Raw genomic sequence first — 12,927 nt, 5'->3', positions numbered from 1 at the left:
CCAAATCAAGGAATTTTCAGCGTCACCCCGCTACCCGGCCACCTCGCTACCTCGCTACCTCGCTACCTCGCTACGGCGCTACGGCGCCACCGCGCCACCGCGCTACCGCGCTACCGCGCTACCGAGCGGACATTTTGCGCCGCAACCGGCGCAGCACGGCGCCCAGCACCGGAATGCGTTCGTAAATATGCGCCGCCGGGTCCCAGAAATCCTGGTGGTCGATGATCAAGCCTTGCGAGTCCAACACCAGCGCGCTGGCCCCTTCGAAGTCGAACGCGTGGCCTCGGAACGCGCCGTCAAACCGCCACACCAGAAACGCGTCCACGCCCTGTCCGCCCTGCCGCAAGATATGAAAACGCGGCTGCTCCAGATTCTGGAACATGTGGGCGTAAACCTGTGCGATGCCGGGCAGGCCGTGCACATCGTTGAACGGATCAGCAAAGTGCGCATCGGGCGCGTAGACGGTATCAATGCTGGGCAGTGTTTGCGGCGTCAGCGCTTCAAACCAGGCCGCGATTTCTTGCAGGCGTGCGTTCATCATTGCGTCCTTTTCTCTAAAACCCAGTGCCGGACATCCGTGCGGCCTTCTCGAAAGCCGGCTTCGCAATAGCACAGATACATGCGCCACAAGCGGATGAAGGCGTCGTCGAAACCTTGCGCGCGCACCGCCTGCACCTGCGCGTCAAACGCGTGGCGCCAGCGCAGCAGCGTATCGGCGTAGTCCAGGCCGAACGCGTGTTCGTCGATGATGTCGAGCCCGGCGCGTGCGGTTTGTTCACGGATCACGCGTGGGCAGGGCAGCATGCCGCCGGGAAAAATGTATTGCTGAATAAAGTCCGTGCCGCGCCGGTAGGTATCGAACGCTGCGTCGGCGATGTCGATGGATTGCAGCGCAACCCGGCCGCCGCTGCGCAGGTTCCGGGCCAAGGTATCGAAGTACACGGGCCAGCGGCGCTCGCCCACGGCTTCGACCATCTCAACGGAGACGATGTGGTCGTACTGTCTGGCGCCCAGGTCGCGGTAGTCGCGCAGTTCCAGCGTGACGCGGCCGTCCAGCCCTTGCGTTTGCATACGCGCGCGAGCCCATTGCAATTGCGCGTCGGACAAGGTGATGCCGTGCACGTGCAAGCCGCGTTGCGCGGCGCGCTCGGCAAAGCCGCCCCACCCGCAACCAATCTCCAGCACGTGCTGGCCGGGCCGGGCGTTCAAGGCATCCAGCAGCCGGTCGATCTTGCGGTGTTGCGCGGCCTGGAGCGATTCCGTGCGATCCGCGCCGAACAGCGCGGCGGAATAGCTCATCGACGGGTCCAGCCACAAACGATAGAAGTCGTTGCCCAGGTCGTAGTGGGAAAGAATATTGCGGCGGCTGCCTTTGCGGGTGTTGTCGCGCAGGAACAGATGCGACAAGCGCCGCGCCAGCAACGCCCACCACTTGCCTGCCACAGCTTGAGACAATGCGGCCTCGTTGCGCAAGGCCAGGGTGAACAGCGCAAGCAGATCGGGGCTGTCCACCCAACCCCGGCGCAGGCTTTCCGCAAAGCCGATGTCGCCCTGTCGCAAGATGGCCGGCGCCGCCCGCCAATCGCGGATGATCAGTTCGGCATGCGGCCCGCCGCCGGGCTCGCCGTACAGCGCGTGCCCGCCCGATGGGTCCGTCAAGGCCAGCGTGCCGACGCGCAAGCGCGCCGCCATCGCCATCAATCCACGCGCGGCCCAGCCGGGCCTGGCGGCAGCGCATTCAACGCTGAGTTCGTCTTCACTCATCATGGCCCTCGCGCGGGTAGGTCACTTCGCTTGGCGGCGCAGCGGGTTTGCGTTGGTATGGCACCTTGCGCAAGAACAGGCGCAAGGCTTGGAGGTGAATGCGCGCCACGACGCCCAGCGTCATGAACGGCATGGCGAGCAGCGCGCGCAGCAAGGCCGCCGTAGACAGCGGCGTGCCGACGCTTTGAATGGCGGTGTGCAGCAACGGCGCGGGCAACGCGGGATCATCGAAGTAGTCGATGGCGACGCGATGCGTATCGCCCTGCTCATGCACGCGAAAGCGGTACACGCCTACCACGCGGCAGAACGGCGACACATGAAATTCCTTCGTGGTTTGCAGAGCTTCGCCATCATGAATGGCCCCGCCGTCTGGCGCTCGCAACACGTATTGATGGCGTTCGCCAAAGGTGTTGTTGACCTCGGCCACCAGCACCCGCAACACGCCATGGGTGTCATGCACGTACCAGAAGCTGACGGGGTTGAAGACATACCCGAACACGCGGGGAAAGCTCTGCAACCACACGGCGCCCACGTCCATACGGATGCCGGCGATGTCCAGCCGGGAACGCAGCCAGTCCATCGGATTGCCGCCACTGCGGTCGCCGTGGTCGGCAAAATGAAACGCCACGGGGCGGCGGCGGTTGACGCCGAACAGCCATGACGACCGTCCATCCATCTCTGCCGCCTGGTCGACGCGCACGCGCAGGCAGAACACGGGGTACGTGAAGCGGTGCGCAACGGGGCGGGTGCGCGCATGCACCACGCGCGCGCGAGCGAGTTCGATCGGGGCGGTGGTAAGCGCCACTGTCATGACGCGGTGCTCCACGGTGGCGACACGCCGAAGTCAGCCGCAACGCGGATGGCGGATGCCAAGCCGTCCTCATGAAACCCATAACCCGTCCACGCGCCGCAAAACCACGTGCGCGCGCGGCCCTGGATGCCGGCCAACTGGCCTTGCGCCACAACGGTGTCGGCGTCCAGGACGGGGTGCTCGTAGTCGAACCGGCCCAACACGCTGCTGGCCGCCGGTTCCTGCTGCGGGTTCAGCGTGACGATCACCGGCTGCTTGAACGGCAGCGGTTGCAAGTGGTTGAGCAGATAGCTGACCGACATGGGCGCATCCGCCGTGGGGCCGGCCAGATAATTCCACGCCGACCACACGGCGCGCCGGCGCGGCAGCAAGGCCGTGTCGGTGTGCAGCACGGCCACGTTGGGCTGATAGCGCACGCGCGACAGCACGTCGCGTTCGTCTTCGCTGGCATCCAGCATGGCAAGCGATGTTGGCGCATGGCAGGCCAGCACCACGGCATCGTAGCGGTCAACATGCCCGGCCGACCGCACTTCCACGCCATCGGCCAGCCGCTTGACGGTATGCACCGCGCTGGACACGCGCACGTCTGCAATGCGCGGCAGCATCGCATTCACATACTGGCGCGCGCCGCCCTTGACCGTTTTCCATTGCGGGCGGCCGGCCACTTGCAGCAGGCGGTGGTTCAGGCAGAACGACAGAAACGTGCGGGCCGGTTGCTGCAACACCATGCTGGGCGGCGTAGACCAGATGGCGCCCGCCATCGGCAGCAAATACCAATCGCGCATGGCCTGGCCGTAGCCTTCGTCATCCAGCAGATCGCCCAAGAGCGCATAGGGGCCGCAACGCGCCAGATAACGCGCGGCGTGGCGATTGAAGCGGAGGATGTCGCGCAGCATGCCCAGGAACGCGGGGCGCATCAGGTTGCGGCGTTGCGCGAACACGGTGCCTAGGCTTGTGCCAGCCCATTCCAGATCGGGCTGCGCGAGCGACACACTGAACGTCATGTCGCTGGCGTGTACGGGAATGTTCAGATGCCGGAACAACTGCACCAGGTTGGGATAGGTCAGGTCGTTATGCACCAGAAAACCGGTGTCGACCGGATAGCATATGCCGTCGACCTCGGCGTCTACGGTGTTCGTGTGGCCGCCCACATAGGAGCCGGCTTCAAACAAGGTCACGCTGTATTTTTCAGACAGCAGCCACGCCGCGCTCAAGCCCGACACGCCGCCACCGACCACCGCAATGCGGCCGCCCGGCGGGATCGGCGCGGACAGGGCGCGGTTCATGCGGCGTCCTGACGATTCAGGCCCAGCAGATTCGCGCGCAAGGCCGGGCTGCGGGTACGGGGGTCGAGCCAGATGGCAGCGAACGCGCGGGCGAAGGCGGGGCTGTCGATATCGCCCGCCGGCGTGTCGCCACGGAAAAAGCGCACGCCCTCGCCGCGGCGAAACCAGCCGGTCAGGCGGTCGCCCGCGGCCACATCAGGAAAGCGTTCGCGCATGGCCTGCGTCCAGGCGGCCAATTCGTCGGCGGGCGTGTCGGTCAACCGGGCAATTTCTTCGGTCGAGGTGGAGACGATCTGCTCGCCCGGAATGTTGCGCAGGTAGCGCAGCATCAAGACGAAGTCGCCATCGGGATCAAACGATGTGGACGTGTCGGGCGCCGTTGCTTCGGGCGCCGATGCGTCGGGTGCCGCTGCGGGCACATAGAGATAGGCGTGATACAGCCGGAACACGCTCCACGTGAGCAAGCCATGGCCGATCAGCCGCCAATCGGCGGGATGCGCCGTCAGCAACGCGGACGGCAACGCAACTTCCAGGGGTTTCGACGTCGGGGTGGCCATGTCGCCGCCTTGTTGTGAACCGATTAGTCACGATTAAACCATCAAGTTTAAAAAAATACTATGCAGTTTAGATTTAGACTATGCAGGCAAATTTCTGCCTGAATGGTCTGTCCCCCATGCCCGCTGCCGCCCCCGTCAAGAAACTGTCCTTCAAACAACAGCAACTGTTGCTGCGCGAAGATGCCATCCTGGATTCGGTCAACCGAATGCTGGCGGTGAAGGGCTATGACCTGATGACGATGGACGAAGTCGCGGCCGATGTCGGGATTTCCAAGGCCAGCCTGTACAAGCATTTCGCGTCAAAGGACGCGTTGGCGGCGGCGTCGATGACGCGGCTGCTGGACCGCACGCTGGCGGTGATTGCGGCGCTGCCGGAATCGCTGGGGCCGGTAGACCGGCTGAAGGAAGTGGTGCGCTGGGCCGTTCGGACGCACCTGGACGACGAAATGCCGCTCTTGCCGTCCACCCGGTCGACGATCCAGCAGGCGCTGATCACGCACACGCCCTACCTGGAACGCTTGAGCCAGGTCACCGAAACGCTGGGCGGCTGGATTCTGGCGGCGCAGGAAAGCGGTGAGCTGTCGTCAGACTTGCCGGGCGAAGTGATCCTCTACACGATCTACGCGCGGTCGTGCGACCCGGTGGGCAACTTCCTGAAAATGGGCGGCGCGTTCCAGCCCGACGAGATCGTCGAATATTTGATCACCACCACGTTTAACGGACTGGCCGCGCGCTGACGTCCGATGCCACCCCGGGGCGCAAACCCAGCACGCAAACCCCAGGCGTGAATCGGGCGCTGGTCCCGGCGCTGATCCCGGCGTGAATCGGGCGCTGGTCCCGGCGCTGATCCCGGCGTGAATCCGGCACTGATCCCGGCGCTGATCCCGGCATGAATCCGGCGCTGATCCCGGCGCGGATTCGGCGCTTACCCAGGCCGCTTGAATCCGGCCCGCGCCTGTTCAATGGCGGCGTGGCAGACGCAGCCGCTCATGTGGTCATTGACCATGCCCACGGCCTGCATGAAGGCGTACATGGTGGTGGGCCCCACGAACGTCCAGCCACGCTTTTTCAACGCACGCGATAGCGCCGTGGATGCCGCGGATGTCGGGTTGTTGTTCCAGTAATCCAGGTCAATCGCCGGGGGCCGCTCAGCAGGCTGCGGTTCGTGCCGCCATAACCAGCCCGCCAACGAACCGGTTTCCTCGGCCAGCGCCACGGCGCGGCGCGCGTTGTTGATGGCGGACACGATCTTCGCGCGGTTGCGCACAATGCCCGGGTTGCCCATCAGGCGGTCCACATCCTGCTCGGTATAGCGCGCCACGCGTTCGAAATCGAAATCATCGAAGGCTTCGCGAAACGCCTCGCGCTTGCGCAAGATGGTGATCCACGCCATGCCCGCCTGAAACCCTTCCAGGCAGATTTTCTCGTACAGCCGGCGGTCGCCGCCGACGGGCCGCCCCCATTCGTGATCGTGATATTCCGGCATTGACGGCTGCCAGAAGCAGCGCGGCGCGCCCGCTGCATCAAGAATCAGGCCAGCCTTGTCGGGCGCGGGTGACGTGCCCGCTGCGTCTTCAAGCGCTGGCATCGTCATTGCTTACCGGGTACGGGGCAGCTCATGTCGCCTTCTTCGCACTTCAGGTACGCGCGCAGTTCTTTCGTGCGGGCCTGCGTCAGCTTGTCCAGGCACTGGCTCAGCACCATGGGATAGGCGCTGCCGCCGGTGGTGCCGGCTGACGAGAACGCACATTCCGCATCGCGAAAAAACAGCCATGCCTTTTGCGCGGCCTGCAATTGGGTCAGCTTGGTCTTATCGTCTTTCAGCCGTTGCGTGACGTCTTTGTACGCCGCGTTCAAGTCGGCGTCGGACGTTCGATAGGCCTGGTCGGCGCACAGGTTCATGTCGGTCTGCGTTTCGGCATTGCTGCAATTTTTCAGCGGCTGCGCCTGTGCGCTGGCCGCCAGGATCAGCGCGGCAGCCGTGGCGATTGCGATACGCATAAACGTTTCTCCTGTTGAAGGGTTGAGTCGGTAAAAGGGTTGAGTAGGTAAAAGGGTTGAGTCGGTAAAGGGTTGAGTCGGTAAGTAATGGCGCCCGAAGCGTCCGTCTGATGGGAAAGTGTCGCATGGATGGGTACGGTGGCGCATGCCGCAGCCGGCCCATCGCCTAAGATATCGGCCATGAAGATTCAATTGCTCTCTGATCTGCACCTGGAATCCGACCCGACCTTTCTGGCGCGGCCCACCCCTGGCGCCGACCTGCTGGTGCTGGCGGGCGACATCGGCTCGTACCGTGAAGGCTCGAAACTTTCCAGCACCGACTTCGGCCTGGGCAGCTACGCGCCACGCAACGGCTGGCCCACGCCTGTGGTGTTCGTGCCTGGCAACCATGAATACGACAACCTGGATTTCGACGACACGCATGATCGCCTGCGCGAGCTCTGCCACGCCCTGGGCATCCAATGGCTGGAACGCGACACCTGCGTCATCGACGGCGTGCGCCTGGTTGGCACCACGCTGTGGACAGATTTCGATGCGCTGGCATCAGACAGCGACGCGCTAGGCGTGGCGCTTGCCAAGCGCGCCAAGGCATTTCGCGCGGCCGACTTCTATCTGGAAAAGGCGCAGATGCGCCGCCAGGGCGCGCCCTTCATGGCGGAACAGATGCGCGAGCAAGGGCTCGTCTGCCAGCAATGGCTGGACGCCGCGCTGCGCGTGCCGTTTGACGGCCCGACGGTGGCCATCACCCACTTCGCGCCGACGCTTGCCAGCGCCGACCCGCGCTACGGCGTCACGCCCGGCACGGCCGGCTTCTGCAATACGTTGGACGCGTTGCTGCCGCTGGCGAACGTGTGGATGCACGGCCATCTGCATTGCGCGCATGACTACGTGAAAGACGGCTGCCGGGTCGTGGCCAACCCGCTGGGCTATGCCAAAAAAGGCGAACAGGCTGACTTTTCGCCTGATCGCCTTTGGGAAGTGAACGCTTAGAACTTCAGGCTGGCGCTCAAGCCGTAGGTGCGCGGGTCGCCGGCCTTCACGTAATCCGACGATTGGAACAGCCAGTAGCGCTTGTCCGCCAGGTTGTTGATCCCGGCGCGGAACGTCGTCTCGTAGCCATAGATGCGCGTGTCGTAGGTGGCGCCGATGTTGATGATGGCGTAGTCATCCACGCGCACATTGTTCGACGCGCCCAGCATGGTGTTGCCGGTGTATTTCACATCGGCGCGCAGCTTCAGGCCCGGCAATTGCGGCACCGAATACGACACCTGCGCCGCCGCCACCAGCTTCGGCGCGCCCGCCACGCGGTTGCCCGTGTAGGCACTGCCCTTCTTGTACTCCGAATCCAGGAACATCAGGCTGCCGCCTACGTTCCAGTTCGTGGCCACTCGCGCCGACGCGCCCAGCTCCAGGCCCTGATAAATCGACTTGCCGTCTTGGGTCAGTTCATTGGCAGCGTTTGCGTACTCGGCCTTTTTCTCGATACGGAAGAGCGCCGCGGTGGCCGCCCAGTCATCCTGGTTGGTCTTCAAACCCAATTCGTACTGCTTGCTCTTGAGCGGGTTCAGCAAGGCGCCGTAGTTGGCATAGGTGTTGCCCACCGACGAACCCGGCTCCAACGATTCGATGTAGCTGGCGTAGGCCATCGTCTGCGGCGTGATCTTGTACATCAACGCCACGGTCGGCGTCAGCACGCCGTTCTTGTCGTAGCGTGACGACTGCGCGCCCGTCGCATCAAAGCCCACCTGCTCGTAATTCGTATAGCGCAGGCCGCCCAGCAGTGACCAGCCGCCGGTGAGGTCGATGGTGTCGCTGGCGAACATCGCCTTTTGCGTGATCTCGGCCGCGCGGTACAAGTCCAGGCTGCCTTCGCTGTAGTACGTGTTGGTGTTCTGCGACCGCAGGTTGCCCGTGCCTTGCAGTTGGTACACGCCATTGACGCTGTAGTCGTTCTTCTGCTTCTGCCACGACGCCCCCGCCACCACGTGATGCTTCAGCGGCCCGGTTGCGAACTTGCCTTCGACCATGCCCTGCCATTGGTTGTAGCCGTAGGCCTCGCCGTAATCGGAACGGTAGTCGTCGTAGTCGCCTGCCTGGTTTTGCAGGAACAGCACAGATTCATTGCGGCGCGTGCGCGTCGAGCTGTAGCTGTAATCGGTGCGCACGCTCCAGTCGGACGACAGCTGGTACTTCAGGCCCGTGGAGTAGTAGCGGAATGCGTTGTCGGCGTACGGGCCTTCGCCCACGAGTTTGCCGTTGTCATTGCGTACGGGCGACGGCAACTCGCTGCCCGCCAATTGGCCCGCGTAAATAGTGGGTTCCTGGCCGATCGCCTTGCGGTCCTGGTAGATGGACTGGAAGTCCCAGGTCAGCTTGTCGGTCAAGCGCGCGTCCAGCGCCAGCGAGACGGAGTCGCGATACAAGGAGCCGCCGTTGTACGTGTTGCCTTCTTCGTGCGTCGCGTTCAGGCGGTAGCCGAATGTGCCGCTTTGGCCCACGCGCCCGCCCAGGTCCACCTGTTCACGCAGCAAGCCTTTGGACACATAGCCCAGTTCGATGCTGCGCACCGGCTCGTCCGTCGGCTTCTTCGTCACGTAATTGACCAGGCCGCCCGGCGAACCAAAGCCGTACATGAAGCCCGAGGCGCCCTTCAACAAATCAATCTGCTCGAACTGTTCGAACGGCAGCGTCGTCACATAGCTCAGGAACGGCTTGCCATCGATGCGGTAAGAATTCTGCCAATCCAGCGGCAGGCCGCGCACCGTCAGGTAGCTGGCCCACGCGCCGTAAGACGCGCTGTTGTCGCTGACGGACGCGTCCAGCGCGAACACATCGCCCAGCTTGTTGACCTGCCGGTCCTGGATGTCTGCCGCGGTCACGACCGTGGTCGAAAACGGCGTTTCCAGTTGGCTGCGATTGCCCAGCGCGCCGGTGTTCACGGGTGCGGACAAGTGCTCCAAGGTGTCGTCGATTGATGTCGCGTTGACGGTCACCGCCGGCAATTGCGCCACGCCCTGCGAGTCGGCGGCGGATTGGGCCTGTGCTCCGCCTGAGAAAACCATGCCCAACGCCAGGGCAAGAACAGAAGGCGTAACAGCAGACCGTGCAAGCTTGCGCGCACGGCACTTCCGGTTGGAAGTCGGACGGACCACGTTGAATTCTCCAGAGCAGACGGGCAGAAAGATTGGATTTTTATTATTAACGATACTGATTCGCAATAATATTTACGATTCCGCACAACGCTGACTGCTGCCTGGATAGCGTGACGCATTCAAAACGTTTGATGGATCAATCACTTGCGCCGAATTGCCCCATGGCGGGGCATGTCGCGCGGGGACAACAGCGGAAGCTGCTGCCCCGCGATGCTCGAAGACTTAAGGCTCCAGCCCCGCCACCGGCAAGGCGAACAGCACAATCGCCGGATTCGCCACCACGAACCCCGTGCCCGCCAGGAACATCACGGGCGACAGCGCGCGCGCCATATCCGCGCTGCCTTGCGAGTCTTGCACCGTGACCGGGTACGACTGGTCCAGCGCCGTCTGCTTGCCCCCGCCCGCCTGCGCCACGCTGGGCATGCCAGGCCGGGCCAGGTAGCGCTTGCCCTTGATGTGATGCGTGTAATAAACCATGCCTTCCTTCGTGGTCTGGAAGTGCATGGCCAGCGCCTGTTCACGATCACGCGGCGTCGCGTTGCCCATCAGCTGCAAGCGCACATAGCCCCACGTGAAGCCATCGGCCCCAACATAAAAATCGCGCGGAATCCCGGCGGTCAGCCGGGTCCGGAAGTCAGCTTGCATCGCCTGCGCCATTGCTGGCGGCATGTCGAACAGATAGTGATACTGCGGGCCCAGCACCGCAAACGTCTTGCCGTCCGACGACACCATCAACGTGGAGACGTTTTCGGTGTACGTCTTGGTCGACGCGCAGCCCGCCATCAGGAGAGCAAGCGCGGAGAGCAGCAGCGTGGTCAGGAAGCGTTGCATGGGCCAGGTTTCGATCAAGGCGCCGGATTCGGATAGCGCGTGTGGATCGCGTCAATCGCCTTGAGCACGTCCGGCGCCAAGGTGACGTCGACGCTGTCGATGTTTTCCTTCAGCTGTTCCAGCGTCGTCGCACCGATCAGATTGCTGGTGACGAACGGGCGCTGGTTCACCCAGGCCAGCGCCAGGTGCGTCGGCGAGATGCCGTGTTCGCGCGCCAGCGCCACGTACTCGCTGGTGGCCGCTTCCGCCTGCGGATTGCTGTAGCGCGTGAATCGCGTGTAGCGCGTCAGGCGGGCGCCTTCGGGCCGTGCACCGTTCAGGTACTTGCCGCAGAGCATGCCCATCGCCAGCGGCGAGTACGCCAGCAGCCCCACGCCTTCGTGGTGCGTGAATTCCGACAGGCCGATTTCGAACACGCGGTTCAACAGGCTGTACGCGTTCTGAATCGACACCACGCGCGGCAGGTTCTGGGTATCCGAATGACGCAGGAACTGCGACAGGCCCCACGGCGTTTCATTGGACACGCCCACGTGGCGCACCTTGCCGGCACGCACGAAATCCTGCAATACCGACAGGGTCTCTTCGATCGGCACGGTGTGCTCGTCTTCGACCCACGGGTAATTCAGCTGGCCAAACGTGGCGGTGGTGCGGTCGGGCCAGTGCAGCTGATACAGGTCCAGGTAATCCGTCTGCAAGCGCTTCAGGCTGGCGTCCAGCGCTTCGGTCAGGTTCTTGCGGTCCAGGAAGGTCTTGCCATCGCGGATGTGGCCGGGGCGTTTGGGGTCGCGCACCGGGCCGGCCACCTTGCTGGCCAGCACGATGTCCTGGCGGCGCTTGCGCTTCGCGAGCCACGTGCCGATATAGGTTTCGGTCAGGCCCTGGGTTTCGGGCTTGGGCGGCACCGGGTACATTTCGGCCACGTCGACCAGGTTGACGCCGCGCGACAGCGCGTAGTCCAGTTGTTGATGAGCGTCGGCCTCGGTATTTTGTTCGCCCCAGGTCATGGTGCCCAATCCAATCAGGCTGACATCCAGGTCGGTACGGCCGAGTTTGCGGGTTTTCAAGTTCTGCTCCGTGCGGGGTCTTTAGAGAGGAACCGACACCTTACCGCAAGTACTTGGCGTTTCGCTGACAGAATCAGGGCATCCGGCAGCTTGCCACCCGCCCGCAAATCCGCATACGCTGGCCTCTTCGCGACGGGGAGCGCCATGCTCAGGAACTTCGACGAGTCTTATCTCTTCTTCATCGGCGTCATCGTTTTCCTGGGCATCATCGAGCTCTGCTTCCGGCTGGGCCTGCACCAGCGCAAGCCCGGCGATGAAACGCACCGCACGCACATCACCGCCCTGCAAACCGCCCTGCTCGGCCTGCTGGCTTTGCTGCTGGGCTTTACCTTTGCGATGTCGGTCACGCGCTTCGAGGCGCGCAAGAACCTGGTGCTGGAAGAAGCCAACGCCGTGGGCAACGCGTACTGGCGTTCGCAGCTGATTGCGCCGTCCGCACGGGCGCAGGTGCCGAAGCTGCTGCTGGAATACACGAAGGCGGCGCTGGAGCTGCATGACGCGGAAAACGACGCTCCGCGCTTTGACGCCGCCAGCGCCACGTCACGCCGCATCGAACGCCAGATTCGCGCCCTGGCCGCCGCCACCGCCGACAACCCGCCCGCCGTGTCGACCATCATGTTCATTCAGGCCATCAACGAGATGGCGCAGATCAACGAGAAGCGCCGCGTGGCGCTTGAAAACCACGTGCCCGAGCCGGTGTTCTATTTGCTGTTCATCGTCAGCGGGGGAGCCGTGGCGTTCATTGCCTACGGCACGGGCTTGCATGGGCGCAGGCGCTTGATTTCAACCGGTCTGTTTGCCGCGCTGATCGCGTTGGTGCTGACGTTTATCGTCGACATCGATCAGCCGGGAACCGGCGTGATCCAGGTCAATCAGGAAAGCATGGAGCGGATGCAGAAGACGCTGGAGCAGGAAATGTAGCGAAGGGTTCCGGGCGTGCGGCGAGTCCAAGATATAGGGAATTCGCGCTTCCAGCTCGTCCGGCCTTCAGAACACGTACTCCAGCACCTCGTCGCCCGCAGCGTCGAACGTGCCCGTCGAGCGCCATCCCAAGTGGCGATAGAAACCGTAAGACCGCACGGCAGGGTCCGTGGCGCACCCCAGGAACAATCGCTTGAAACCCAGCTGACGCAGCGCGTCGCGGGTCATGTGCAAGACGGTCTTCCCCACCCCGCGCCCTTCGTATTCCGGCAACAGCGCCAGCACAACGATTTCCCCGGTGTCGCGATGCCCGAAGCAATAGCCGGCAAGCCTGATGCCGTCCAGCGCGACAAAGCCGGGATACAAGCCCGCTTCAATCCCCGCACTCCACGTTTCGCAAGTGATGCCGGCGTCGGCGAGCTGCGCTTCGGTGACGGCGTTCTCGCGGGTTCGGGTGCGCAGCGCGATGCAATCGGCGGCGTCTTCGGGAATGGCGGGGCGGTAGGTGATGGTCATGTTGGCAAGGATACGGCTAAAGAA

The 12,927-nt window shown here is 63.6% G+C and carries 14 protein-coding genes; 3 read left to right on the top strand and 11 right to left on the bottom strand.

What is annotated here, in order from left to right; genetic code table 11:
- Positions 1-118 precede the first annotated feature (118 nt).
- The 5 genes from AC1DSJ_RS17820 to AC1DSJ_RS17800 are packed head-to-tail and all read right to left on the bottom strand — an operon-like array spanning position 119 to position 4,418.
- Complete coding sequence (locus tag AC1DSJ_RS17820) at positions 119-541, bottom strand: nuclear transport factor 2 family protein (RefSeq protein WP_441371909.1); 423 nt, start codon at positions 539-541, stop codon at positions 119-121.
- Entirely contained in the window at positions 538-1,767 is a 1,230-nt protein-coding gene (locus AC1DSJ_RS17815) for an SAM-dependent methyltransferase (RefSeq protein ID WP_245636312.1), read from the bottom strand. The genes AC1DSJ_RS17820 and AC1DSJ_RS17815 overlap by 4 nt, the downstream gene beginning before the upstream one ends.
- Positions 1,757-2,575: a DUF1365 domain-containing protein gene (locus AC1DSJ_RS17810; protein ID WP_441371908.1), complete on the bottom strand. Its 819-nt coding sequence runs from the start codon at positions 2,573-2,575 to the stop codon at positions 1,757-1,759. Before AC1DSJ_RS17810 ends, AC1DSJ_RS17815 begins: the two co-directional genes overlap by 11 nt.
- Complete coding sequence (locus tag AC1DSJ_RS17805; protein ID WP_441371907.1) at positions 2,572-3,861, bottom strand: NAD(P)/FAD-dependent oxidoreductase; 1,290 nt, start codon at positions 3,859-3,861, stop codon at positions 2,572-2,574. The genes AC1DSJ_RS17810 and AC1DSJ_RS17805 overlap by 4 nt, the downstream gene beginning before the upstream one ends.
- Positions 3,858-4,418, bottom strand: a complete 561-nt coding sequence (locus tag AC1DSJ_RS17800) for a chalcone isomerase family protein (RefSeq protein ID WP_441371906.1) — start codon at positions 4,416-4,418, stop codon at positions 3,858-3,860. The genes AC1DSJ_RS17805 and AC1DSJ_RS17800 overlap by 4 nt, the downstream gene beginning before the upstream one ends.
- Before the next feature lie 116 nt (positions 4,419-4,534).
- Here AC1DSJ_RS17800 and AC1DSJ_RS17795 point away from each other — a divergent pair, with 116 nt between their 5' ends.
- Complete coding sequence (locus AC1DSJ_RS17795) at positions 4,535-5,155, top strand: TetR/AcrR family transcriptional regulator (RefSeq protein ID WP_054422794.1); 621 nt, start codon at positions 4,535-4,537, stop codon at positions 5,153-5,155.
- A 188-nt stretch (positions 5,156-5,343) separates the two neighbouring features.
- Here the strand turns inward: AC1DSJ_RS17795 and AC1DSJ_RS17790 are convergent, their stop codons facing one another.
- Positions 5,344-6,012, bottom strand: a complete 669-nt coding sequence (locus tag AC1DSJ_RS17790) for a DNA-3-methyladenine glycosylase I (protein WP_441371905.1) — start codon at positions 6,010-6,012, stop codon at positions 5,344-5,346.
- Positions 6,009-6,419: a lysozyme inhibitor LprI family protein gene (locus AC1DSJ_RS17785; protein ID WP_054422797.1), complete on the bottom strand. Its 411-nt coding sequence runs from the start codon at positions 6,417-6,419 to the stop codon at positions 6,009-6,011. The genes AC1DSJ_RS17790 and AC1DSJ_RS17785 overlap by 4 nt, the downstream gene beginning before the upstream one ends.
- A 180-nt stretch (positions 6,420-6,599) precedes the next feature.
- Here AC1DSJ_RS17785 and AC1DSJ_RS17780 point away from each other — a divergent pair, with 180 nt between their 5' ends.
- Positions 6,600-7,409: a metallophosphoesterase gene (locus tag AC1DSJ_RS17780; RefSeq protein ID WP_054423324.1), complete on the top strand. Its 810-nt coding sequence runs from the start codon at positions 6,600-6,602 to the stop codon at positions 7,407-7,409.
- On the opposite strand, the gene AC1DSJ_RS17775 is transcribed toward AC1DSJ_RS17780, so the two are convergent.
- From AC1DSJ_RS17775 to AC1DSJ_RS17765, 3 genes are all read right to left on the bottom strand, one after another.
- Entirely contained in the window at positions 7,406-9,571 is a 2,166-nt protein-coding gene (locus tag AC1DSJ_RS17775) for a TonB-dependent siderophore receptor (RefSeq protein WP_175170157.1), read from the bottom strand. The two genes, AC1DSJ_RS17780 and AC1DSJ_RS17775, sit on opposite strands and share 4 nt — an antisense overlap.
- Before the next feature lie 222 nt (positions 9,572-9,793).
- Positions 9,794-10,402 carry a hypothetical protein gene (locus tag AC1DSJ_RS17770; RefSeq protein ID WP_441371904.1) on the bottom strand — a complete coding sequence of 203 codons (609 nt, stop codon included), beginning with the start codon at positions 10,400-10,402 and terminating at the stop codon, positions 9,794-9,796.
- Positions 10,403-10,416: 14 nt separating this feature from the next.
- The gene (locus tag AC1DSJ_RS17765; protein WP_441371903.1) at positions 10,417-11,466 is read right to left on the bottom strand and encodes an NADP(H)-dependent aldo-keto reductase; all 1,050 of its coding nucleotides are present in this window, start codon (positions 11,464-11,466) and stop codon (positions 10,417-10,419) included.
- Positions 11,467-11,610: 144 nt separating this feature from the next.
- Between AC1DSJ_RS17765 and AC1DSJ_RS17760 the strand changes: the two genes are divergently transcribed.
- Complete coding sequence (locus AC1DSJ_RS17760; protein WP_054422804.1) at positions 11,611-12,387, top strand: bestrophin-like domain; 777 nt, start codon at positions 11,611-11,613, stop codon at positions 12,385-12,387.
- A gap of 66 nt (positions 12,388-12,453) precedes the next feature.
- Here AC1DSJ_RS17760 and AC1DSJ_RS17755 read toward each other — a convergent pair whose 3' ends face one another.
- The gene (locus AC1DSJ_RS17755) at positions 12,454-12,903 is read right to left on the bottom strand and encodes a GNAT family N-acetyltransferase (RefSeq protein ID WP_441371902.1); all 450 of its coding nucleotides are present in this window, start codon (positions 12,901-12,903) and stop codon (positions 12,454-12,456) included.
- Between the last annotated feature and the right edge of the window lie 24 nt (positions 12,904-12,927).

It is taken from the genome of Achromobacter sp. 01N37 (assembly GCF_056399725.1).
Note: the sequence above shows the minus strand (reverse complement) of the source record. Positions and strands in the feature narration are given on the sequence as shown.

Bases quoted from the DNA above. Each gene is read 5' to 3' on its own strand.
- AC1DSJ_RS17820 (WP_441371909.1), bottom strand. From the start codon at position 541: ATGATGAACGCACGCCTGCAAGAAATCGCGGCCTGGTTTGAAGCGCTG.
- AC1DSJ_RS17815 (WP_245636312.1), bottom strand. From the start codon at position 1,767: ATGATGAGTGAAGACGAACTCAGCGTTGAATGCGCTGCCGCCAGGCCC.
- AC1DSJ_RS17810 (WP_441371908.1), bottom strand. From the start codon at position 2,575: ATGACAGTGGCGCTTACCACCGCCCCGATCGAACTCGCTCGCGCGCGC.
- AC1DSJ_RS17805 (WP_441371907.1), bottom strand. From the start codon at position 3,861: ATGAACCGCGCCCTGTCCGCGCCGATCCCGCCGGGCGGCCGCATTGCG.
- AC1DSJ_RS17800 (WP_441371906.1), bottom strand. From the start codon at position 4,418: ATGGCCACCCCGACGTCGAAACCCCTGGAAGTTGCGTTGCCGTCCGCG.
- AC1DSJ_RS17795 (WP_054422794.1), top strand. From the start codon at position 4,535: ATGCCCGCTGCCGCCCCCGTCAAGAAACTGTCCTTCAAACAACAGCAA.
- AC1DSJ_RS17790 (WP_441371905.1), bottom strand. From the start codon at position 6,012: ATGACGATGCCAGCGCTTGAAGACGCAGCGGGCACGTCACCCGCGCCC.
- AC1DSJ_RS17785 (WP_054422797.1), bottom strand. From the start codon at position 6,419: ATGCGTATCGCAATCGCCACGGCTGCCGCGCTGATCCTGGCGGCCAGC.
- AC1DSJ_RS17780 (WP_054423324.1), top strand. From the start codon at position 6,600: ATGAAGATTCAATTGCTCTCTGATCTGCACCTGGAATCCGACCCGACC.
- AC1DSJ_RS17770 (WP_441371904.1), bottom strand. From the start codon at position 10,402: ATGCAACGCTTCCTGACCACGCTGCTGCTCTCCGCGCTTGCTCTCCTG.
- AC1DSJ_RS17760 (WP_054422804.1), top strand. From the start codon at position 11,611: ATGCTCAGGAACTTCGACGAGTCTTATCTCTTCTTCATCGGCGTCATC.
- AC1DSJ_RS17755 (WP_441371902.1), bottom strand. From the start codon at position 12,903: ATGACCATCACCTACCGCCCCGCCATTCCCGAAGACGCCGCCGATTGC.